Source organism: Acinetobacter sp. HY1485 (assembly GCF_027568475.1).
Classification (GTDB): Bacteria; Pseudomonadota; Gammaproteobacteria; order Pseudomonadales; family Moraxellaceae; genus Acinetobacter.
The window spans coordinates 71,365-93,818 of the sequence record NZ_JANKZG010000002.1; the positions used below are offsets into that span (position 1 = coordinate 71,365).

23 protein-coding genes are annotated in these 22,454 nt (G+C 39.7%); 11 read left to right on the forward strand and 12 right to left on the reverse strand.

Annotation, left to right across the window (positions count from 1 at the left end):
* Window positions 1-8 precede the first annotated feature (8 nt).
* From PCI70_RS02215 to PCI70_RS02255, 9 genes are all read right to left on the reverse strand, one after another.
* Window positions 9-779 (reverse strand): helix-turn-helix domain-containing protein, encoded by a 771-nt coding sequence (locus PCI70_RS02215; RefSeq protein ID WP_269913723.1) that lies wholly within the window; start codon window positions 777-779, stop codon window positions 9-11.
* The gene (pilW, locus tag PCI70_RS02220) at window positions 770-1,564 is read right to left on the reverse strand and encodes a type IV pilus biogenesis/stability protein PilW (protein WP_269913724.1); all 795 of its coding nucleotides are present in this window, start codon (window positions 1,562-1,564) and stop codon (window positions 770-772) included. The genes PCI70_RS02215 and pilW overlap by 10 nt, the downstream gene beginning before the upstream one ends.
* 22 nt (window positions 1,565-1,586) lie before the next feature.
* The gene (gene rlmN, locus PCI70_RS02225) at window positions 1,587-2,786 is read right to left on the reverse strand and encodes a 23S rRNA (adenine(2503)-C(2))-methyltransferase RlmN (RefSeq protein WP_442865139.1); all 1,200 of its coding nucleotides are present in this window, start codon (window positions 2,784-2,786) and stop codon (window positions 1,587-1,589) included.
* Between the two features lie 110 nt (window positions 2,787-2,896).
* Window positions 2,897-3,328 (reverse strand): nucleoside-diphosphate kinase, encoded by a 432-nt coding sequence (gene ndk / locus PCI70_RS02230; RefSeq protein ID WP_269913725.1) that lies wholly within the window; start codon window positions 3,326-3,328, stop codon window positions 2,897-2,899.
* 96 nt (window positions 3,329-3,424) lie between these two features.
* On the reverse strand, window positions 3,425-3,625 hold the full coding sequence (gene iscX / locus PCI70_RS02235; protein ID WP_269913726.1) for a Fe-S cluster assembly protein IscX: 201 nt from the start codon (window positions 3,623-3,625) through the stop codon (window positions 3,425-3,427).
* Window positions 3,626-3,666: 41 nt separating this feature from the next.
* Entirely contained in the window at window positions 3,667-4,134 is a 468-nt protein-coding gene (locus PCI70_RS02240; protein WP_269913727.1) for an HIT family protein, read from the reverse strand.
* A gap of 69 nt (window positions 4,135-4,203) precedes the next feature.
* Window positions 4,204-5,220 carry a ketol-acid reductoisomerase gene (ilvC, locus tag PCI70_RS02245; RefSeq protein WP_269913728.1) on the reverse strand — a complete coding sequence of 339 codons (1,017 nt, stop codon included), beginning with the start codon at window positions 5,218-5,220 and terminating at the stop codon, window positions 4,204-4,206.
* A gap of 34 nt (window positions 5,221-5,254) precedes the next feature.
* Complete coding sequence (gene ilvN, locus PCI70_RS02250; RefSeq protein WP_269913729.1) at window positions 5,255-5,746, reverse strand: acetolactate synthase small subunit; 492 nt, start codon at window positions 5,744-5,746, stop codon at window positions 5,255-5,257.
* Window positions 5,743-7,470 carry an acetolactate synthase 3 large subunit gene (locus PCI70_RS02255; RefSeq protein ID WP_269913730.1) on the reverse strand — a complete coding sequence of 576 codons (1,728 nt, stop codon included), beginning with the start codon at window positions 7,468-7,470 and terminating at the stop codon, window positions 5,743-5,745. The genes ilvN and PCI70_RS02255 overlap by 4 nt, the downstream gene beginning before the upstream one ends.
* 452 nt (window positions 7,471-7,922) lie before the next feature.
* Here PCI70_RS02255 and PCI70_RS02260 point away from each other — a divergent pair, with 452 nt between their 5' ends.
* From PCI70_RS02260 to PCI70_RS02290, 7 genes are all read left to right on the forward strand, one after another.
* Window positions 7,923-8,261, forward strand: a complete 339-nt coding sequence (locus tag PCI70_RS02260) for a DUF4124 domain-containing protein (RefSeq protein ID WP_269913731.1) — start codon at window positions 7,923-7,925, stop codon at window positions 8,259-8,261.
* A 76-nt stretch (window positions 8,262-8,337) separates the two neighbouring features.
* Window positions 8,338-10,959 carry a leucine--tRNA ligase gene (gene leuS, locus PCI70_RS02265; protein ID WP_269913732.1) on the forward strand — a complete coding sequence of 874 codons (2,622 nt, stop codon included), beginning with the start codon at window positions 8,338-8,340 and terminating at the stop codon, window positions 10,957-10,959.
* A 16-nt stretch (window positions 10,960-10,975) separates the two neighbouring features.
* Window positions 10,976-11,491 carry an LPS-assembly lipoprotein LptE gene (locus PCI70_RS02270; protein ID WP_269913733.1) on the forward strand — a complete coding sequence of 172 codons (516 nt, stop codon included), beginning with the start codon at window positions 10,976-10,978 and terminating at the stop codon, window positions 11,489-11,491.
* Window positions 11,488-12,477, forward strand: coding sequence for a DNA polymerase III subunit delta (gene holA / locus PCI70_RS02275; RefSeq protein WP_269913734.1), 990 nt, complete (start codon window positions 11,488-11,490; stop codon window positions 12,475-12,477). Before PCI70_RS02270 ends, holA begins: the two co-directional genes overlap by 4 nt.
* Before the next feature lie 69 nt (window positions 12,478-12,546).
* Window positions 12,547-13,803, forward strand: a complete 1,257-nt coding sequence (locus PCI70_RS02280; protein ID WP_269913735.1) for a MacA family efflux pump subunit — start codon at window positions 12,547-12,549, stop codon at window positions 13,801-13,803.
* 2 nt (window positions 13,804-13,805) lie between these two features.
* Window positions 13,806-15,779 carry a MacB family efflux pump subunit gene (locus PCI70_RS02285; protein WP_269913736.1) on the forward strand — a complete coding sequence of 658 codons (1,974 nt, stop codon included), beginning with the start codon at window positions 13,806-13,808 and terminating at the stop codon, window positions 15,777-15,779.
* 3 nt (window positions 15,780-15,782) lie between these two features.
* Window positions 15,783-17,144: an efflux transporter outer membrane subunit gene (locus PCI70_RS02290; protein ID WP_269913737.1), complete on the forward strand. Its 1,362-nt coding sequence runs from the start codon at window positions 15,783-15,785 to the stop codon at window positions 17,142-17,144.
* Window positions 17,145-17,744: 600 nt separating this feature from the next.
* On the opposite strand, the gene PCI70_RS02295 is transcribed toward PCI70_RS02290, so the two are convergent.
* The 3 genes from PCI70_RS02295 to orn all read right to left on the reverse strand — a co-directional run bounded on the left by PCI70_RS02295 (window position 17,745) and on the right by orn (window position 20,050).
* Window positions 17,745-18,545 carry an enoyl-ACP reductase FabI gene (locus PCI70_RS02295; protein WP_269913738.1) on the reverse strand — a complete coding sequence of 267 codons (801 nt, stop codon included), beginning with the start codon at window positions 18,543-18,545 and terminating at the stop codon, window positions 17,745-17,747.
* A 117-nt stretch (window positions 18,546-18,662) separates the two neighbouring features.
* Window positions 18,663-19,394: a Bax inhibitor-1/YccA family protein gene (locus tag PCI70_RS02300; RefSeq protein WP_269913739.1), complete on the reverse strand. Its 732-nt coding sequence runs from the start codon at window positions 19,392-19,394 to the stop codon at window positions 18,663-18,665.
* Window positions 19,395-19,495: 101 nt separating this feature from the next.
* On the reverse strand, window positions 19,496-20,050 hold the full coding sequence (gene orn, locus PCI70_RS02305) for an oligoribonuclease (RefSeq protein WP_269913740.1): 555 nt from the start codon (window positions 20,048-20,050) through the stop codon (window positions 19,496-19,498).
* Window positions 20,051-20,172: 122 nt separating this feature from the next.
* Here orn and rsgA point away from each other — a divergent pair, with 122 nt between their 5' ends.
* The 4 genes from rsgA to secB all read left to right on the forward strand — a co-directional run bounded on the left by rsgA (window position 20,173) and on the right by secB (window position 22,439).
* Window positions 20,173-21,231, forward strand: a complete 1,059-nt coding sequence (rsgA, locus tag PCI70_RS02310; protein ID WP_269913741.1) for a ribosome small subunit-dependent GTPase A — start codon at window positions 20,173-20,175, stop codon at window positions 21,229-21,231.
* 68 nt (window positions 21,232-21,299) lie between these two features.
* Complete coding sequence (locus tag PCI70_RS02315; RefSeq protein ID WP_269913742.1) at window positions 21,300-21,707, forward strand: rhodanese-like domain-containing protein; 408 nt, start codon at window positions 21,300-21,302, stop codon at window positions 21,705-21,707.
* Between the two features lie 18 nt (window positions 21,708-21,725).
* Window positions 21,726-21,977, forward strand: coding sequence for a glutaredoxin 3 (grxC, locus tag PCI70_RS02320; protein ID WP_269913743.1), 252 nt, complete (start codon window positions 21,726-21,728; stop codon window positions 21,975-21,977).
* A 3-nt stretch (window positions 21,978-21,980) separates the two neighbouring features.
* Window positions 21,981-22,439 carry a protein-export chaperone SecB gene (gene secB, locus PCI70_RS02325; protein ID WP_269913744.1) on the forward strand — a complete coding sequence of 153 codons (459 nt, stop codon included), beginning with the start codon at window positions 21,981-21,983 and terminating at the stop codon, window positions 22,437-22,439.
* Window positions 22,440-22,454: the final 15 nt, after the last annotated feature.

Consider the following 22,454-nt stretch of genomic DNA (forward strand, 5'->3'; position numbering starts at 1 on the left):
TTTACCTATTAACGAGATAAACGGAAATCCGCTTTACCATTGACGGTGTATGGTGACAATGAAATCACTTCGTTATTTAAACTTAATGACGATACCGCTTGTGCATCATCTAAACGAATTTGAAATGGAGATTGCCCTTGTAAATTTAAGGCTTCTGCTTGACGACCTGATGCCAAGACTTTACCTGTTGAATCTACAATACGAACCGATGTTGGGCGTGAAACTTGAATCGAAAGTTGGTCACCTGATGCTTGTGTTTGCGTAACAGGTAAAACTTGCGTATTGGTTTGTGGCGTAACAGGTGCTTGTACTTTTTTCTGACTAGACCACTTCTGAATACCCATTACCACCAATGCAATAAGCACCACCACAATTAACGTCAGTAATATGCGCTTTAACCACTTACGGTTACGGTCTGTATTTGAACCGGGCAATTTACCCATCGTTTTAATCGGTGAATCTTTTAGTGATTGACTGGCACGCAACCCTGTATCATTTACGTAAATTTCATCAAAACGCTGAATAATCGCAGATGCATCCACATTTAAATGTTTGGCATAACTACGATAATAGCCTTTAATAAACGTTGCTTCTGGTAAAAGGGTGTAGTCATCTTTTTCTAATGCTTCTACCGTTTTAACAGGCATGTTAAGTGCTTTTGCAACATCACTTAATTCACGTTTTTGTGTAAGGCGGATATGACGTAAATATTCACCCGGACGTTGAACGTTGCCTAAAGTATTAGGGGTTGCTTGCTGTGAATTTGGATTTACTTCCATACCGCCTCAGTACTGTACTGTAATTGCAAATAACGTTGATATTCTTGACTATCTGGGAATAATGCCCTGAGTTGATTTGCCAAGACTTGCGTGCTCATGGTATCACCATTTGCGCGCATAATGCGAATTCCGACCCATAACGCATGGGCACTTTGATTTTTCTTACCAACAATAGAGACGTAATCTTCATAAAGTGGTGAAGCTAAACGATTTTGTTGGCGTAAATAATAAATCTCAGCCAACTCAAGCATCGCAATTGGATTTGCTGAATCGGCTTGTAACGATTGGCGAAATGTGGCTTCTGCTTGTTCGTTATCGCCTAGTTTTTGATACGTTTGTCCAAGATTAGTTAACGCCATTGAACGTTGGTCGTATCCTAATGTTGTTCCTGCAATTTGTAGTTGCTTTAACGCCTCTTTGTAGTTCCCTACTTGATACAAGTAACGTCCATAGTTATTACGGATTTGAGCATCTTTTGGCTCAAGTGCTACCGCTTTTTTAAAATAACTATCTGCTTTTTCTACATTGCTTGGGCTACCTTCTTGTTGTAGAAGAACGCCCATCATCATATTAGCTGTTGGATCTCGGCTTTCTTTAGCAAGTGCTTCATCTAAAGCACGTTTTGCAGCATCAATTTGTCCTGTACGGATATATTCTGCTGCAATTTGAGTTCTTACCTCTGCAGATTTTTTAGGATCTTTTTTAGGTAAATTAGAAGTGGTTTGACATCCTTGCAATGCCAGTACCGTTAAACTTGCTAAAACAGATTTTACAATCTTGTTCACCGAAATATGCCTCTATGTTGAGTTACCCCTGAGAACGAACAATCTCGCCTTGTTGTGCAATTTTCTTTTTCCATTGCTCTGCACGACGTGTTCGATCTGCCACTTGTCCAACCAACTGACCACATGCTGCATCAATATCATCACCGCGTGTTTGACGAATTGTACACACAAATCCTGCATCAGATAATGTTTTTTGAAACGCCATAATACGGTTTCGGCTTGAACGACCATATGGTGCATGTGGAAACGGGTTAAACGGAATGAGGTTGATTTTACTTGGTAGATTTTTTAATAGTGTTATCATTTGTTGTGCATGTTCAGGCTTGTCATTCACACCTTCTAACATCACATATTCAATTGTGACATGCTTACGGGCACTTTCATTGCCATCTTTATTGATGTAACGCTGTGCCGCAGGAATAAGCTGTTCTAATGGATATTTTTTATTAATTGGTACAAGTTCGTTACGTAATTCATTGTTTGGTGCATGTAGTGAAATTGCTAAAGCCACATCTAACTCTTCTGCCAATTTGTCAATCATCGGTACAATACCCGATGTTGATAACGTAACACGGCGTTTAGACATACCATACGCAAAGTCATCTAGCATTAATGACATTGAATCGACCACAGGCTTAAAGTTAAGCAATGGTTCACCCATACCCATCATCACCACGTTGGTGACAGAGCGGGTACGTTCAGCAATTTCCACATCTTCCATATAAGATTGGTTTGCTACCCACAACTGTCCAATAATTTCGTCAGGTGTTAAATCACGCTGAAAACCTTGTTTACCTGTTGAACAAAACGAGCAATCTAGCGCACAACCCACTTGCGATGAAATACATAAAGTTTTACGTGCACCTGTTTTATCATCAGCAGGAATAAGCACGGTTTCTACTAATGAGCCTTCTCCATCACCCACACGAAACACCCATTTACGTGTTCCATCTTGAGAGTAATGACGGTGTACCACTTCAGGCGCTTTTACTTCGCATACTTTTTCTAATTTTTCACGAAGTTTGCCTGAAATATTGGTCATCTGCGCAAAGTCAGTAACGAAGTATTGGTGTACCCACTTCATGACTTGACCAGCACGAAACTTTTTTTCACCCAATTTTTCAAAAAATTGTTCTAACTGTACACGTGACATCCCCAGTAAGTTAACTTTTGACGTTACCTCTGGCGTATGCGTCGAGATTTTAACTGCGTCGTGTGTCATGTACATTACCTAAACAATATCTAAAAAAGAGAGGGTGCTTAAAAAGCAAAATTTTGAGAATAAAAAAACCAGATAAGCAGTATAACACTTATCTGGTTTTAAGTGCTCGATTAACGAGTACGCGGGCAAACTTCTGTTTGCGCGAAGAAGTAAGATACTTCACGAGCAGCAGATTCTACAGAGTCAGAACCGTGAGCAGCGTTTTCGTCAATGCTTACAGCGAAATCTGCACGGATTGTGCCTGGAGCCGCTTCTTTAGGGTTTGTTGCACCTAAAATTTCACGGTGAGCTAGAACAGCGTTTTCGCCTTCTAATACAGATACAACAACAGGACCAGAAGTCATGAACGCAACTAAGTCAGCAAAGAAACCACGTTCTTTGTGCTCTGCGTAAAAACCTTCAGCTTCTGCTTGAGAAAGGTGCTTCATTTTAGTTGCAACAATTTTTAAACCTGATTGTTCAAAACGAGCAAAAATGTCACCGATGTGGTTTTTAGCAACTGCATCTGGTTTTACGATAGATAAAGTACGTTCAATTGCCATGATTGTGGCTCCTTAAACAATGATTGGAAAATTTTGCGCATTATACCCATCTAAGCCAAAATAATCAGCTTAGAATATGTAAAAGTTAAGTTTTTATTAGCTTGCTTCGTCAATCCATGCCATTTGAATTGCTTCGAGTAAACCCTCAGTTGATTTTGTTGGATCATCTTTAAAATCGGGAAGTGCACAAATCCATGCGTGCATGTCTGTAAAACGTACCCACTGTGGGTCAACTTCTGGATGTGCTTCTAACAGTTCAATGGCAATATCTATAGTATCTGTCCAGCGTAGGCTCACGTGTTTTACCTCATTTTATATTGCAAAAAATCTTACCATAATTAGTTTGAAGCATTTTTGATTTTTTGAGCAGTCTGAACCAAGTGTTCGTGAGACACCTGATCACAATCATGCGAAGAAATATAACCCTGATATTCTTTAAAAAAATGATTTACAGGTGAAGAAACCGCTTGCCATTTTTGTATGAGATGTTGCGTGCCATGCATTGGAAATAATTTAGCATGTACATGGTCAATTCCAAATCCTTCAAATACTAATGCAGTACGCCCTACATCTTCAAATGCTTCATCTAACTGCTTGGCAACAGCTTTTGAAAATTGCATGAGTTTGTTTAATACTGTTTCTTCTAATTCAAATACATAACTTGAATAATGCTGTTTAGGAATAACAACAGTCACCCCTTCTGTATTAGGAAAGATAGATAAAAATGCAATGTGTTCATCATCCTCTTTGATCACATATGCTTGTTGCTCTTTACGAGCAATACGACAAAAAATACAATCTTCCATTATTTTTCCCTTTGTTTTTAGTATAAAAAAGCCTCACTAGTGTGAGGCTTTTTTCAAATCAATTAAAGATTAGTTTTTATCTTTATCAATGATTTTGTTTGCTTTGATCCATGGCATCATAGAACGAAGTTTTTCACCTGTTACTTCAATACCATGTGCAGCATTTTGACGGCGACGTGCTGTCATAGATGGGTAGTTTAACGCACCTTCTTGGATGAACATTTTTGCATATTCACCAGATTGGATACGTTTAAGCGCATTACGCATCGCTTCACGAGATTGTTCGTTGATTACTTCAACGCCCGTTACATACTCACCATATTCAGCATTGTTAGATACTGAATAGTTCATGTCTGCAATACCGCCTTCAAACATTAAGTCCACGATTAATTTTAATTCGTGCAAACATTCAAAGTATGCCATTTCAGGTGCATAACCCGCTTCTACTAGCGTTTCATAACCCATTTTTACTAATTCTACTGCACCACCACAAAGAACAGCTTGCTCACCAAAAAGGTCAGTTTCTGTTTCTTCACGGAATGAAGTTTCGATGATACCCGTACGACCACCACCTACGCCAGAAGCATAAGAAAGTGCTACGTTACGTGCATTACCAGAAGCATCTTGATGGATTGCAATTAAGTCAGGTACACCTGAACCACGTTGGTATTCAGAACGTACAGTATGACCAGGTGCTTTTGGCGCAACCATAATCACGTCTAAATCTTTACGTGGTACAACTTGGTTGTAAAGAACCGCAAAGCCGTGTGCAAATGCAAGCGTTGCACCTTCTTTAATGTTTGGTTCAATCACATCACGATAAAGCTGTGCTTGGAACTCATCTGGTGTCAAGATCATCACAACATCAGCATTTTTTACAGCAGCAGGCACTTCAGCAACTTTTAAACCAGCACCTTCAGCTTTTTTCCAAGATGCAGAATTTGCACGTAAACCCACTGTTACGTCTACACCTGAATCTTTAAGGTTTAATGCGTGTGCATGACCTTGTGAACCGTAGCCAATAATCGCTACTTTTTTGCCTTGAATGATAGATAAGTCACAATCTTTATCGTAAAAAATTTGCATTTTTGTCTCCAGTAAAACTCTTTATAATGTTTAATTAAATACTTAAAACTTTTTCGCCACGAGAAATCCCTGATACACCCGAGCGAACAACTTCTAAAATCGTGGTTTCAGATAGAGCTTCAATAAACCCATCTAATTTTTCAGTCGTACCCACAATTTGAATGGTATACGTTGATGGCGTAACATCGACAATCGTGGCACGGAAAATATCCGTCGTCCGTTTTACTTCGTCACGCGCAATGCCTGTTGCTTTTACTTTAATGAGCATCAGTTCACGCTCTACGTGTGGTCCTTCACTCAAATCAACTACTTTTACCACTTCTAACAATTTGTTGAGTTGCTTTGTGATTTGCTCAATTTGATGATCATCACCGTATGTCGTTAAAGTTAAACGAGATAATGTTGAGTCCTCAGTTGGTGCAACATTTAAAGTGTCAATGTTATAACCCCGTTGGCTAAACAATCCCACTAAACGAGATAACGCACCAGATTCATTTTCCATTAACACTGAAATAATGTGTCTCATGCTGTGCGCTCCCCTTTATGCAACCACATATCTTTCATCGATTGCCCTGCAATTTGCATTGGATAAACATGCTCAGAACGCTCAATCATGGCATTAATAAAGACACATTTATCGGTAATCGCCATTGCTTGTTCAAGCTTTTCCTCTAATTCATCTTCATGCTCAATGGTGATGGCAACATGCCCATAGGCTTCCATCAATTTTGCAAAGTCAGGTAAAGATTCAATATAAGAGCTAGAGTGACGCCCTTCATAGTTCATATCTTGCCACTGTTTTACCATGCCCAAAGCACGGTTGTTTAAACATAAAATTTTTACATTTAAACCATATTGCTTACAGGTAGATAACTCTTGAATACACATCTGAATAGACGCTTCACCCGTTACACACACCACTTGCTGATCGGGACATGCAAGTTTTGCTGCCATGGCATACGGCAAGCCAACGCCCATCGTGCCTAAGCCACCTGAGTTAATCCATTGGCGTGGACGGTTATATTTATAATATAACGCTGCAAACATTTGATGCTGTCCAACGTCAGACGTAATAATGGCATCGCCATGTGTCACTTTACACAGCGCCTCAACCACTTGTTGCGGTTTTAACGTTTTGGTTTCACTTGGTGCATAACGCAAGCCATGAACAGTACGCCACTCATCAATCTGCTTCCACCACTCCCCAAGTGCCTCAGGGTTTGGTTTAGACACATTCATTTGCTTTAATTGTGCCAACATCTCTTGTAAAACAGGCTCTACCGCACCCACAATTGGGATATGCGCAGAAATTGTTTTTGAGATTGCCGCAGGGTCAATATCAATATGAATGATTTTGGCATTTTTACAGAACTTACTTGGGTTATTGGTCACACGGTCATCAAAGCGTGCACCCACCGCAAAAATCACATCAGCATTGTGCATTGCCATATTGGCTTCGTATGTGCCATGCATCCCTAACATACCAATAAACTGCGGGTCAGTACCTGAAAAACCACCTAAGCCCATTAAGGTATTGGTTACTGGGTAATTAAGTAAGTGTGCAATCTCTGTCAATAATTCAGATGCATTACCTTGCACCACACCACCACCTGTATAAATTACAGGACGCTTAGCATGAATTAATTCTTCTACTGCTTTACGAATTTGTCCTGTATGTCCACGGTACGGCGGTTGGTACGAACGAATTTTTACTTTTTCAGGATAATCATATGCAAACTTATCAACAGGATTTGTTGCATCTTTTGGAATATCAATCACCACAGGTCCCGGACGCCCTGTTGATGCAATGTAAAACGCTTTTTTAATCATGGCAGGAATTTCACTGGCATGACGTACTTGGAAACTATGTTTCACAATTGGGCGAGACACCCCAATCATATCGGTTTCTTGGAATGCATCTTCACCAATAAGGTGTGATGCCACTTGTCCAGACAACACCACCATTGGAATCGAGTCCATATAAGCAGTTGCAATCGCTGTTACCGTATTGGTTGCACCCGGACCTGAGGTCACAAGTACTACACCTGTTTTACCCGTTACACGTGAATATGCATCTGCCATATGCCCTGCCGCTTGTTCATGGCGTACAAGGTAATGCTGAATTCGGTCTTGTCGATACAGTGCATCGTAAATGTGTAAAACGGCTCCGCCAGGATAACCAAAAACGTGTTCAACACCTTCGTCCGCCAATGCGCGAACAAGCATTTCTCCACCAGAAAGAAGTTCCAACGTGATTCACCCTATCTTTTTTTATAACGTACTACAGACGTTACGATTACTTTTACATCCGACTCTGAACTTTTATAGCACAGATTTCGCGCTTTTTTAGTGCAATAGAAAAAAATCTCTGATACGGCGATCAGTACATAGATATGTTGGGATAAATATATCTATGCCTATACAAAATTCGGCTAGAATTTGTACCTATTGCAATCTTGTTTTATCTAAAGGGTGATCAGATAAAGCAGGTATTTCTGTTAAGCATTCTTGATGTTTCGGCTTAGAAAGTCAAGCCACACATTGCCTTTTCGTAATTCTTATCACGTTCACGACAATGCAAGAAAAATAAAATCTTATTCCCCGTTTTTGGATATATTTTTTATCGAATCTTTGCTATTTTTTGGCTAAAGTAAAAAAAAATTTCACCCATCTCGCTTATTTTTTAAAAAAGTAGGATAAAAATGACTACAAATATTGTGAAACCGTGTTTATTAACATTACTTTTACTCAGTAATGTGAGTATTTATGCAAAAGAATTCTACAAATGGGTTGATGCCAATGGTTCAACACACTACACAGATACACCACCACCTAAATCTACCAAACAAACCAAAGTCCACACCTATGGTTGGAATAATAGTAATCCTACACAAACAACAGCACCTAGCACACCAGCTATTCCTATAGAAGTGAGAACACAATCAGGACGGATTGATGTCGAACAAGCCGTTAAAGCAAACGAACGCAGTCATGCAAGCTCTGAACCTATAGCAATTAGCCCTAAAGAACCAAAACACTAAGTATTTTCTTTAAGCGTCATTCACGGTATTCTGTGCACTCTCTATTTTTTAACTTATTGTTGTTGTTAATACATTTATGACTACACACATTGACCCAGAATACCAAGCGGGTGCGATTGAACCGTCAGTTCAAAAAGACTGGGAAGATCGCAAAGTATTTAAAGTTGCAGATACAGTAGAAGGTAAACGCCGTTATATCCTCTCTATGTTCCCTTACCCAAGTGGCAAACTGCACATGGGGCACGTTCGTAACTATACAATTGGCGATGTGATTAGTCGTTTTCACCAACTCAAAGGTGAAACTGTATTACAACCAATGGGGTGGGATGCCTTTGGTCTACCTGCAGAAAACGCAGCCATTGCACATAAAGTTGCCCCTGCAAAATGGACATTTGAAAACATTGATTACATGCGTAATCAACTTAAAAGTTTAGGACTTGCAATTGATTGGGATCGTGAAATTGCAACCTGCACACCTGAATATTACCGTTGGGAACAGTGGTTATTTGTTCAACTTTATAAAAAAGGTTTAATTTACCGCAAACTTTCTACTGTAAATTGGGATCCTGTTGATCAAACTGTACTTGCAAACGAACAAGTCATTGATGGTCGTGGTTGGCGTTCAGGTGCATTGGTTGAAAAACGCGATATTCCAATGTACTACTTCCGTATTACAGATTATGCACAAGAATTATTAGACGATTTAGATCAGTTAAAAGATGGTTGGCCACAACAAGTCTTAACTATGCAACGCAATTGGATTGGTCGCTCTGAAGGAATGGACATTACCTTCCCATCAGCAAATCCAAACATTTATGCAGATGGTTTAACGGTTTACACCACGCGCCCAGATACCTTAATGGGTGTAACGTATGTTGCCATTGCAGCAGAACACCCAATGGCAACTAAAGCTGCCGAAAACAACCCAGAACTTCAAGCATTTATTGAAGAGTGCCGTCATGGTTCGGTTGCAGAAGCAGACATGGCAACTGCCGAGAAAAAAGGCATGCCAACAGGGCTTTCTGTGAAGCACCCACTTACAGGCGAAGAAGTACCTGTATGGATTGCCAATTACGTGTTGATGTCTTACGGTTCAGGTGCGGTGATGGCTGTGCCTGCACATGACGAGCGTGACTTTGAATTTGCTAATAAATTTGGTTTAACCATTAAACAGGTTATTGATGCTCAGGGCAAAGATGACCAAGCGTTTAATGCAACCGAGTGGCAAGAATGGTACGGCAGTAAAGATGGCAAATTGGTTAATTCAGGCAAATTTGATGGCTTAAACTTCCAATCTGCATTTGACGCGTTTATTGCAGAACTTGAGCCACAAACACTTGCAAGCAAAAAAGTTCAATTCCGTTTACGCGATTGGGGTGTTTCTCGTCAGCGTTATTGGGGTTGTCCAATTCCAATGATTAACTGTGATCATTGCGGTCAAGTGCCTGTCCCTGAAGAGCAACTTCCTGTGGTATTACCAACTGATGTTGTACCAGACGGCTCGGGTAATCCTTTGGCTAAAATGCCTGAGTTTTATGAGACTACTTGCCCATCGTGTGGTAAAGATGCACGCCGTGAAACAGATACGCTTGATACCTTTGTTGAATCATCTTGGTACTATGCACGCTACGCATCGCCTGACTTTACAGATGGCATGATTAAGCCTGAAGCTGCACAAACATGGTTGCCTGTTAATCAATATATTGGTGGTGTAGAACACGCAATTTTACACTTATTGTATGCACGTTTCTTCCATAAATTGATGCGTGACGAGGGCGTGGTACAAGGCAACGAACCATTTGCCAACTTACTTACACAAGGCATGGTACTTGCAGATACGTTCTATCGTGAAGATGAAGCAGGCAAAAAAACGTGGTTTAACCCTGCCGATGTTGAGCTTGAACGTGATGAAAAAGGCCGTGCTTTATCAGCTAAACTTGTAAAAGATGGTCAGCCTGTTGTCATTAATGGTCAAGAAAAAATGTCGAAGTCTAAAAACAACGGCGTTGACCCACAAGCCATTATTGACCAATACGGTGCAGATACCGCACGTGTATTTATGATGTTTGCTGCACCACCCGATCAATCACTTGAATGGTCGGATGCAGGCGTTGAAGGTTCTAACCGTTTCTTAAAACGTGTATGGCGTTTAACAGCAAACTTCTTAGAAAAAGCTTCATCTACTATAACGCTAGATAAAGCAAATCTTTCTAAAGATGCACAAGACTTACGCCGTAAAGTACACGAAACTATTGCGAAAGTAGGAGATGATATTGAACGTCGTCATGCGTTTAACACAGCAATTGCAGCACAAATGGAATTGTTAAATGCCATTAGCAAATTTAACACAACATCGGAAAACGATATTGCGGTTGAACGTGAAGCGATTGTGACGTTACTGACCTTACTTGCACCATTTGCACCGCATTTAAGTCAGACATTACTTGCACAGTTTGGTTTAGACTTAACCCAAACAGCATTCCCACAAGTAGACGAATCTGCCCTTACCCGTAACAGTCAAACGATTGTTGTACAGGTAAATGGTAAACTTCGTGGTAAGCTAGAGGTTGCCGTTGGAACATCTAAAGAAGATATTTTAGCGCAAGCAAAAGCACTACCCGAAGTACAACAGTTCTTAACAGGTGAAACCAAAAAAGAAATTGTTGTACCTAACAAACTTGTTAATTTAGTCGTATAAAAAAAGAGGAACAAGCATGCACTTAGTCCATCGTTTAGCAGCAGTGGTTTTAACTTTAGGCTTGAGTGCAAGCTTGACAGGCTGTGGCTTTCATCTCATTGGTCGTGGCCCACAGTCAACGCCTATTGCTTATCAGCATATGAAACTGAATTTACCAGCTGATGCAAATGTATTGGGTGATAAACTCACCATGTATCTGACAGGCAATGGGGCGAAATTTGATAACGCAACCAACGCCTATACACTGCATGTGTTAAGTTATGATTATAAGCGTCAAAAACTAAGTGGACGTGTGGCAGAAGTATTGCTTCATTTAAATGTGACATTTCAAATTGAAGATAGCCAAGGTAATGCTATTACTACACCACGCACCATTACAGGGATTAAAACCTATCAATATAACGTGGCAACTGTAAACGTAGACGATAATGAAGAGCATTATTTGATTGATGTTTTAATTGATGATGTCGCACAGCAAATGTCGCGCCAAATTTCATCGAATCGTTTACCAATTATTCAACAGCAGCAATGAAAATAGATTATCTTCAAGCCCTCAAGCAAACTAAAAATGCGACAGGGGCTTGGATTTTACATGGGCAAGAACCGCTTTTAGAACAAAATTTGTTAGATGCTTTTCGTAAAGAATGGCACTCTGCACAAATTGAACGCCAACGCTATGACATTCAAAATATGAGCGATTGGAAAACGGTATTTAATGCACTCAATAGTTTATCTTTATTTGCCCAGCAATTGGCAGTTGAAGTTCATGGCAACATCAAACCTGATGCGAGTACGCTAAAATTATTAAAAGACTACCTTCAATATAACGAAAGTAATCTTTTGGTAATTGTGCTACCTAAACAAGATAGTAGTGCGTTAAAAGGACAATTTTTTCAATTGGTGGATGCCAATGGTACAGTGGTATCCCTTACGGCGCATTATCCACAAGACCGTCAACGCATTTTAGAAGTAGAAGCAAAAAAACTAAATATCACGCTCCAACCCGATGCTTGGACATGGTTGTTAGAACATCATGAGCATAATTTGTTAGCAGCAAAAAATAGTTTAATTCGTGTGAGTGATACTTTCCCTGATTTAACTCAAATGGGTCAGGAACAACTATACGAATGCTTACACGATCAATCACGCTATACCACTTACGACTTAAGCGACCAACTCATTGCAGGTCATTTGGCACAATCTGTTAAAATTTACCAATATCTCATTTCTACAGGTGAGCCTTTAAGTTTAATGTTATGGGTAATTGCTAAAGAAATGCGCTTGCTCATGCAACTGTTCGAACAGCCACAAAATGCTATGCAATTAGGTATCTGGAAAAATAAGATTTCAAACTATCAGCGTGCTGTAAGACGGTTTACACCTCAACAGTTTTTGCAGTTCCCTTCATTATTACTTAGAATAGACAGTGCAATCAAAGGCATATCACAAGAAAATCCTGCTCATCTTATTCTACAAAGTATTACGTTACTGTGCGGTAAAACTTTATTTAACACCTAAAAATGTTCATGTTTTCTTCTTAATTCATGATTATACTGCTATATCACCGTATTTGTATTATTTTTATTCATGTCAAAGAAAACGATTAAAATTACGCTCACAATATTAATTTTAGCTATTTTGGGGTTTGGGGCTTGGCATTACTTTAAGCCAAAAGAAGAACAGCCCCAATATATTACAGAAACTGTTACACGGGGTAACTTAGAAAATACGGTACTTGCAACAGGTACACTAGATGCCACCAAACTCGTGAGTGTTGGTTCGCAGGCATCAGGGCAAGTTAAAAAAATGTATGTGGAATTAGGCGATGAAGTTAAAAAAGGACAACTCATTGCGCAAATTGACTCTGAAACGCAACAAAATACCTTTAAAAATACAGCGGCAAATATTCGTAATTTAGAAGCACAAAGATTACAACAAGAAGCGAATCTTAACGAAAAACGTTTAGACTTTAATCGCCAAAAAGTAATGCTTGCACAAGATGCAACGCCACGCGCAACATTTGAGGCAGCAGAAGCAAGTTATAAAACGGCTCAAGCACAAGTAAAAGCTGTTGATGCTCAAATTGAACAAGCCAAACTCAGTGAATCTACTGCAAAAACTAATTTAGGTTATACCCGTATTATTGCGCCAATGGATGGCACCATTGTGGCAATTGTGACAGAAGAAGGACAAACGGTAAACGCCAACCAAAGTACACCCACCATTGTTAAACTTGCACAGCTTCAAAATATGACAATCAAAGCACAAGTCAGTGAAGCTGATATTATGAAAGTAGAAAAAGGACAAAAAGTCTACTTTACAACACTGGGTGATAGTACAAAACGCTACGCAACTTTACGTCAAATTGAACCTGCGCCTGAATCTATTTCAAGTGACTCAAGCACATCTACAAGTAGCAGTAGCTCATCTACTGCCATCTACTACAATGCGTTATTTGATGTACCTAATACTGATGGTAAATTACGGATTGATATGACAGCACAAGTTTATATTGTGTTAAATGATGCCAATAATTCCCTTCTTTTACCTTCTGCTGCTTTAGGCAAAGAAACACCACATGTAAAAAAACTAGAACTCACTGCTGAGCAAAAAAATCTTGTTGCACAGGGTAAAGCATCTTTAGGAACCGTACGTATTCTTGATGCCCAAGGTAAAGCACATGCTCAACAAGTATTGGTTGGTATTAATAACCGTGTGAATGCGCAAGTCCTTGCTGGAGTAAAAGAAGGTGATGAAGTGGTCATTGCGGATAGTTCAGATACCTCTGCTGCTGCTGCAAAATCAAAAAGTGGACGTCGTAACGGTCCACCGATGGGAATGTAAGCATGACGGTATTACTTGAAGTAAGCGATTTAACACGTGAGTTTCCCGCAGGCGAAACAACGGTCAAAATCTTAAAAGGGATTAATCTACAAATTCATGCAGGTGAGCTAGTTGCCATTGTAGGGCAATCAGGTTCGGGTAAATCTACCCTCATGAATATTTTAGGTTGTTTAGACCGCCCCACAAGTGGTAGTTATAAAGTAAGCGGGCATGAAACAGGAAAACTCGAGCCTGACCAACTTGCCCAACTACGGCGTGAATACTTTGGCTTTATTTTTCAGCGTTACCATCTTTTAGGTGACTTAAGTGCCGTAGGTAATGTGTCTGTGCCTGCAATTTATGCAGGTGTAGAAGCATCTGAGCGAGAAAAACGTGCCACATCACTACTCACAGAACTCGGTCTAGGCAATAAAACCCAAAACCGCCCAAGCCAACTTTCAGGTGGACAACAACAACGTGTCAGTATTGCACGGGCGTTAATGAATGGTGGCGATGTCATTTTAGCCGATGAACCCACAGGCGCACTTGACTCGCAAAGTGGTATTGAAGTGATGCGTATTTTACGCGAACTCAATGCAGCAGGTCATACCATCATTTTAGTCACGCATGATATGCAAGTTGCACAAAATGCAACGCGTATTATTGAAATTAGTGATGGGATGATTATTGCAGACCGTGCCAATACACCCGAACAACATTCTGTAAAAACAGACTCAACAGCTTTACCTAAACAGCAAACCAAAAGCAAAAAAGTATCGGCTTGGCGCTCTACATTAGACCGCCTTTCTGAAGCATTTAACATGGCGTTACTTGCCATGAATGCGCATCGTATGCGTACATTCTTAACCATGTTAGGCATTATTATTGGGATTGCCTCGGTCGTTACCGTGGTGGCTCTTGGTAAAGGCTCACAAGAACAGATTTTAAAAAATATCAGTAGCTTAGGTACCAATACCATTACTGTATTTCAAGGGCGTGGCTTTGGTGATAACTCTAAGACAGCTAGCTTTAAAACGCTTGTCCCAAGTGATGCAGATGCTATTGCAAGCCAACCTTATGTAAGTGCGGTCAGCCCTGTTGTCAGTTCCTCAAAAACTATTCGCTATCAAGAAAATGAAGCAACTGCCACCGTTAATGGTGTCAGTAATGATTTTTTTGATGTGAAAGGGCTTACATTTAAAGAGGGACAAACTTTTGCTGCCACAACAGTGCGCGAACGCTCACAAGATGTGATTATTGATACCAATACACAAAAACAATTTTTTAGTGATGGCAGTGATCCTGTAGGACAAGTTGTACTTTTAGGCAGTGTACCTGCACGTATTGTGGGTGTAGTTGAACCTCAAAGTAACCCAATGGGCGCAGACGAGACACTTAACGTTTATATGCCATATACCACGGTGATGAGCCGTATGCTAGGGCAAGCCAATGTACGTAATATTATTGTACGTATTAATGATAAATACTCGAGTGATGCAGCTGATAATGCCATTGTAAACCTTCTAACCCTACGTCATGGCGCACAAGATATCTACACCATGAACAGTGATAGTATCCGTCAAACCATCGAAAAGACCACAGGAACAATGACACTGCTTATCTCTGCCATTGCTGTCATTTCATTGGTGGTAGGAGGTATTGGTGTGATGAATATCATGCTTGTATCAGTGACTGAACGTACACAAGAAATTGGTGTACGTATGGCGGTGGGTGCAAGGCAAAGCGATATTTTACAGCAATTTTTAATTGAAGCCGTTCTGGTCTGTATCTTAGGGGGTATTTTGGGTGTCTTACTTTCTTTGGGTTTAGGGCAAATCATTACCCACTTTGCAGGAGGCAATTTTGCCGTGATTTATTCAACTACCTCCATTGTGGCGGCTTTTGTATGCTCTACTTTAATTGGTGTGGTATTTGGCTTTTTACCTGCCAAAAATGCAGCCAAATTAGACCCTGTTAATGCCCTTGCACGAGAATAAACAATGAAAACACCTTTAATTTTAGCAATGGCATGCACTACCCTATTTGGTTGTTCTGCCATTGTAAAAACACCCTATCAAGCGCCACAAGTCAACACGCCTGCACAGTTTGCTTATCAAAAAACAGGGCAAAAAATTAACGACCGTTGGTGGATGTTATTTAATGATGCTCAGCTTAATCAGTTAATAGACCATGTTTTAGCACAAAATAATAACCTTGCTGTTGCAGGTATTGCAATTCAGCAAGCACGTTTGCAAGCAGGACTTCAAGCAGATCAGCAAGGATTACGTGTAAGTAGTTCTGTCTCGGCAGGACACCGCTTAGACATTCATAGTGGTGATGACAGCTCTCAAGGACTATCTGCAAGTGCAGGCGTAAGTTATGAACTAGACTTATTTGGTAAACTTGCACGCCAAACAGATGCAGCTAAATGGGAAGCACAAGCCACAGAGCAAGACTTAGAAGCTACGGCACAAACACTTGTAGGTACAACGGCTCAATTGTACTGGCAACTTGCTTACTTACACGAAAGCCGAACTATTGCTCAAGCTAATATTACAAGCTCGCAAAGACTATATGATTTAGTAAATATTCAGTATAAGGCAGGTGCTGTATCAGGTTTAGAGCTAACGCAAGCAGCACAAGCCGTACAAAGCCAAAAAGCAACGTTTAGCCAAATTGAACAAAACCTTGTTGAAACTCGCACCGCTATTGCCGTGTTGTTACATGTGCCTGTGCAACAACTTAATATTACTGAACCTACCCAACTGCCTAATATTACTTTACCTGCTATTGAAAGTGGTTTGCCTGCCGAGCTATTGGCAAGACGTCCCGATTTAAAGGCATCGGAACTGCGTTTAAGAAAAGTACTTGCAACTGCCGATGCCACACGTGCAAGCTACTATCCTTCTATTAGCCTTACAGGTAACTTAGGTGCAAGTAGCACCTCATTGGTTGCACTCATTAAAAACCCTGTACTCACATTAGGCGCTAATTTAAGCCTGCCTTTTTTACAGTACAACGATATGAAGAAAAATATTGCAGTCAGTCAACTTGATTATGAAAAAGCCATTATCAACTACCGTCAATCTTTGTATCAAGCGTTTGCCGATGTGGAGAATGCCCTCTCTGCACGGACTCAACTTGCAGCGCAAATGAACGCACAACAGCAAAACCTTGCTTTAGCGCAAAAGGCAGAAAACTTAATTAATGTACAGTATCGTTATGGTTCGGTCGCACTTAAAAATGTGCTAGATCAACAGCAAACCACACGTTCTACGCGTTTGGCTTTATTAAACCTACAACAAAGCCAATACAATGCCTACGTTACATTAATGCAAGCGCTCGGTGGTCGTCCAATTTGAGGGCATTTGAGTACAGCGTGGGCAAAACTACTCACGCTTACTTAACAAGAACAACGTGTTATTCAAATACAAGAAAAAGAGCGATTTGATTTTCTAAAAGAATATGCGCTCATGGATATCATTGAGACTGACCCCAAAAGTTTTCAATACGGTTTTACCAAAGCTCAATATAATGGAACTGTTCATATTAAAACTAGCCCAGACCATAAATTAAACTTGTAGGAACAATGGGTGAATATATGATTTTAGCTGCAAGTTAAAGCTGAAGACTTTGAAAGTGGCTATATTACAAATATCCGTCAATGAGCATACCGTCTAAAGATGACAACGTATCAGAAAGTATCTCATTACAAAAAAATGGTATTCAAAAGGAATTTATTTTTAAAACAAAAAACATCAATATGATGAAATTTCAGTTCCTTATACTTATGCTTTAGGTTTCGATAAGATTATAAAATTTGAACCTCACTTGAATTATATCGACTTTCTAATTGTTAACCAAAACAACCAAACGCAATATCGCTATCTAAGATATAATAAAACAGCAACTGGATTTATTTACACGCCATAAAAAAGCGACCTTACGGTCGCTCATTTGGATTATTCATCATCCATAATTGCAGGGCTCATACCCACAGTATTGAAACCTGCATCTACATACATAATTTCACCTGTAATACCAGAAGCCCACGGCGAGCATAAAAATAATGCCGCATTACCCACTTCTTCAATGGTTACATTACGCTTAAGCGGTGAGATTTTTTCATTTGCATCTAACATTTTACGGAAAGATTTAATACCCGATGCAGCCAATGTACGAATAGGCCCTGCAGAAATCGCATTAACACGGATACCTTCTTCACCCAAGCTAGAAGCTAAATAACGTACGCCTGCTTCTAAAGATGCTTTTGCCATACCCATCACGTTGTAGTTTGGCATTACACGCTCTGCACCTTGGTAAGTTAGCGTAAGTAAGCAACCTTGACGCGCTTGTAATAAAGGCTTCGCTGCACGTGCCATTGCCACAAAGCTATATGCACTAATATCGTGTGCCACTTTAAAACCATCACGATCAGTCACATCAGTGAAATCGCCATCTAACGTGTGTGCAGGGGCAAAACCAATTGAGTGAACCACACCATCTAAACCATCCCAATGTTTTGCAAGCTCTACAAATGCTTGATCAATTTCAGCATCTACGCCCACGTCACATGGAAAAACAAGATTAGAACCAAATGTTTCTGCAAAACCATCCACACGTTTTTTTAATTTTTCGTTTGGATAAGTAAATGCAAGTTCTGCGCCTTCACGGTGAAGTGCTTGTGCAATACCATAAGCAATTGAAAGTTTACTTGCGATACCCGCAACCAAAAAGCGCTTACCCGCTAATAATCCTGCCATTTATATATTCTCTTCTTAAAGATGTTTGTTAAATAATGCCCATTTTTAAACGATTTATAAATTGCATAAAGCATCTTTTTTGCAAAAAAATCGCCTCAACAAGTGAGGCGACTGTAATTAATCATTCGATGATAAGCCAATGAGGCGTAAAAACGAGGTATACATCCAAATGAGTGTGGCAAGTAATGACACTGCACAAATCCACTCAAATGACTGTGGCGCACGTTGCATTGCTGCATTTTCAATTAAGTCAAAGTCTAAAATTAAATTTAAAGAGGCAATAACTGCAACAAATACCGCAACCCCAATGCCTAAACCATTGCTTTCAAAAACGTAAGGAATACTTGAACCAAATACCATTTTTAAAATAAATTGTGCGATGAACAAAATAAAAATTGCTAGTGTTGCAGACATCACTACAGATTTAAATTTTTCTGTTGCACGGATAATTTTACGTTTATACAGTGCAAGCATCACAAACATGGTAATGAAGGTTGCCAATAAAGCTTTAATAGGTGCACCAGGATATTTAAGTTCAAATAATACCGATACCCCACCTAAAAATGCACCTTCAAACAATGCATATGGCACAGCAAGATTAGGTGCTGTATTAGGTTTAAACGTGATAATCATGGCTAAGATAAAACCACCTATACCACCCACTACACTGCCCATCATTGCCATATTGAAATTTTGCGTGAGTAGGCAATAAAGGAAAAATAAAATACCCACACCTGCAGAAATAGATGTAAGTAAAACTGACTTATTAATCGCACCACGAACAGTCATGGGCTTATGATAATCCGCGTAAGTTTCCACACGCGTTAAAATAGGATTATTACTTTGCATGGTTGAACTCTTTTTATAAAAGTTTAATTGATATTATACACTTCAACATATCGACTGATAATGATAAAAAAATGCAATCCTTAGTAGAATTGCATCTTGTGTTAATTATTCGTAATAAAGAAGTATTCGCGGTAATACTTTAGTTCGCGGATCGAATCGCGAATATCATCCATTGCTAAATGAGATGCACCTTTTTTCAGTCCACTCATAATTTCTGGACGCCAGCGTTTTGCTAACTCTTTTACCGATGATACATCTAAATTACGGTAGTGGAAAAACTGCTCAAGCTCAGGCATTTCACGGTGCATAAAACGGCGGTCTTGGCAAATTGAGTTACCACACATTGGCGAAGATTTTGGATCAACCCACTTTTTCAAAAACTCAAGAGTTTTTTCCTCAGCATCACGCACTGTTAATTGGCTACGACGCACACGCTCGACTAAACCAGACTGACCGTGTTGACGCGTATTCCACTCATCCATACCATTTAAAATTTGATTTGACTGATGAATAGCCAACACAGGACCTTCTGCCAAAATGTTTAGGTTGTCATCGGTCACAATGGTGGCAATTTCAATAATTCTATCGTTATCTGTATCTAAACCTGTCATTTCAAGGTCAATCCAAATTAACCGTGTATTTGGCGTGCTACTCATTGCGCTTTCAATTCTTATAGGCTTAAAACAAGAATAGTAGCAAATTTCTTGCTTCTTGGCTGTAATTCACCTGCCCTTCATGCTATTTTTGCCATCTTAATTTTTGGTTTATTAGGACACGAATGGCTCTAATTCGTAAGCGTCGTTTAACTGACCAACAAAAACGTCGTATTCAAAAACAGCATCAAACACGTCAAGAAGATTTAGACACCTCTCACGATTTAGAAGGTTTAGTCGTTCAACATTACGGACGCCAACTTGAAGTTAAAGCCTTAAATACGCCAGACCCACATCCTATTAAACCAGAAACTGCCGAAGGTGAACCTGAATCCTTTTGGAAACCGATTGAGATCGGCAGTATTTGGCGTTGTCATACGCGTACCAATTTAGAACTGTTGGTAACAGGTGACCGTGTGAAATGGCAAGCTGACCCCAATACAGGGCTTGGCATTATCACCGCCATTCACGAGCGTTCGTCACTACTGACGCGTCCAGACCGTTATCACAAAGTAAAACCTGTGGCAGCCAATATCAGCTTAATTGTCATTGTATTTGCACCTTTGCCTGAACCTGCCCCAATGCTAATAGACCGCTATTTAGTGGCATGTAAAAATGCCAATATTCCTGCGTTATTGGTGCTTAACAAAACAGATTTACTTAAAGAAAATGACCCAATCTTAAAACTTATTCAAGAATATCAAGATTTAGGTTATGAAATCATGCTGACCCATGCTGATGGCGATTTATCTGAACTCGCAAAGCGTCTTGATAATGAAACAGTGGCATTTGTTGGGCAATCAGGTGTGGGTAAAAGCTCTTTAATTAACAATATTGTGCCCAATGCAGCGCAAAAAACCAATATTATTTCTGAAAATTCAGCACTTGGGCAGCACACCACAACTTCAACTCGCCTTATTGATTTTGGCGAAAATGGTGCGCTAATTGACTCGCCCGGTATTCGTGAATTTGGTTTATGGCATTTAACAGAAGATGCGGTATATGGCGGTTTTCCTGAGATTTATAACCTCATTGGGCAATGCCAATTTAGAAACTGTACGCATAAAAATGCCAAAAACTGTGCATTAGAACGTGCCGCATCAACAAGAGAAATTTTACCAAGACGCTTAGAAAGCTTTTTACGTCTGTGCGATGAAATTCAAGAAGCACAGCAAAAAAACTAAGCAAGGTTTTTGCTCACAATTAATATAGGCTATACTCTAGCTCAATTTTGATGGTTATTAGGTGAATTGTGGAACGTTGGTTCGAATTCATGGGGAATCACCCCTTCTTGTTTGGTCTACTTGCCGTTCTTATCGTCATGTTCTTCATTTTTGAAGGAAAGCGTAACGGTCGTAAAATTTCTCCACAATCACTTGGTGTTTTGGTGAAAATCAAAAATGCAATGCTGATTGATTTACGTGATGCCAAAGATTTCCGTGAAGGACATATCAGTGGTAGCCGTAATATTCCGTATAGTCAAATTGCAAACCATCTCGATGAATTAAAAACATCTGAGCGCCCAATTGTCTTTATTTGTAATTTAGGACAAGTGGCAGGCACTGCGTTGGCACAAGTTGCTCATACAGATAGCTACCGCTTAGATGGTGGAATTGCCAATTGGAAAGCGCAAGGCTTACCTTTAATTAAAGCAAAATAACGTTTAAGGAGAACACTCATGGCTAATGTTGTCATTTATTCAACAACCGTATGCCCGTATTGCGTTCGTGCAAAACAGCTTCTTGAGCGTAAAGGCATTCAATATAAAGAAATTAATTTATCTAACGAAGCGCCAGAAGTACGTGTAGAACTGATGCAACGTACCAATCACCGCACTGTGCCACAGATTTTCATTAACGATCAATTTATTGGTGGTTTTGATCAGCTTTATGCTTTAGAGCGTGAAGGTAAACTTGACGAAGGACTTTAAAAAATGAGTACAGAACAACAACCGCAACTTGCGTTAGAACGCCTTTATACAAAAGATGTTTCTTTTGAAATTCCAAGCGCAGAAGTATTCACTAAAGAGTGGAAACCTGAACTTAATATCAACTTGTCTTCTACAGCAGACAAAATTGATCCAACACACTACGAAGTATCTTTAAAAGTTGTGGTTGAAGCAAAAAACGACAATCAAACTGCTTTTATTGTTGATATTACGCAAGCAGGCATCTTCTTAGTAGATGGTGTAGAAGATGAACGTCTTCCGTACATTTTAGGTGCATACTGCCCAAATATTTTATTCCCATTCTTACGTGAAGCAGTAAATGACCTTGTAACTAAAGGTAGCTTCCCGCAATTATTGCTTACACCAATCAACTTTGATGCTGAATTTGAAGCGAACATGCAACGCGCTCAAATGGAAGCAGCAGAAGCTGAAGGCAAAGCATAAGCCTTTAAAGCCATC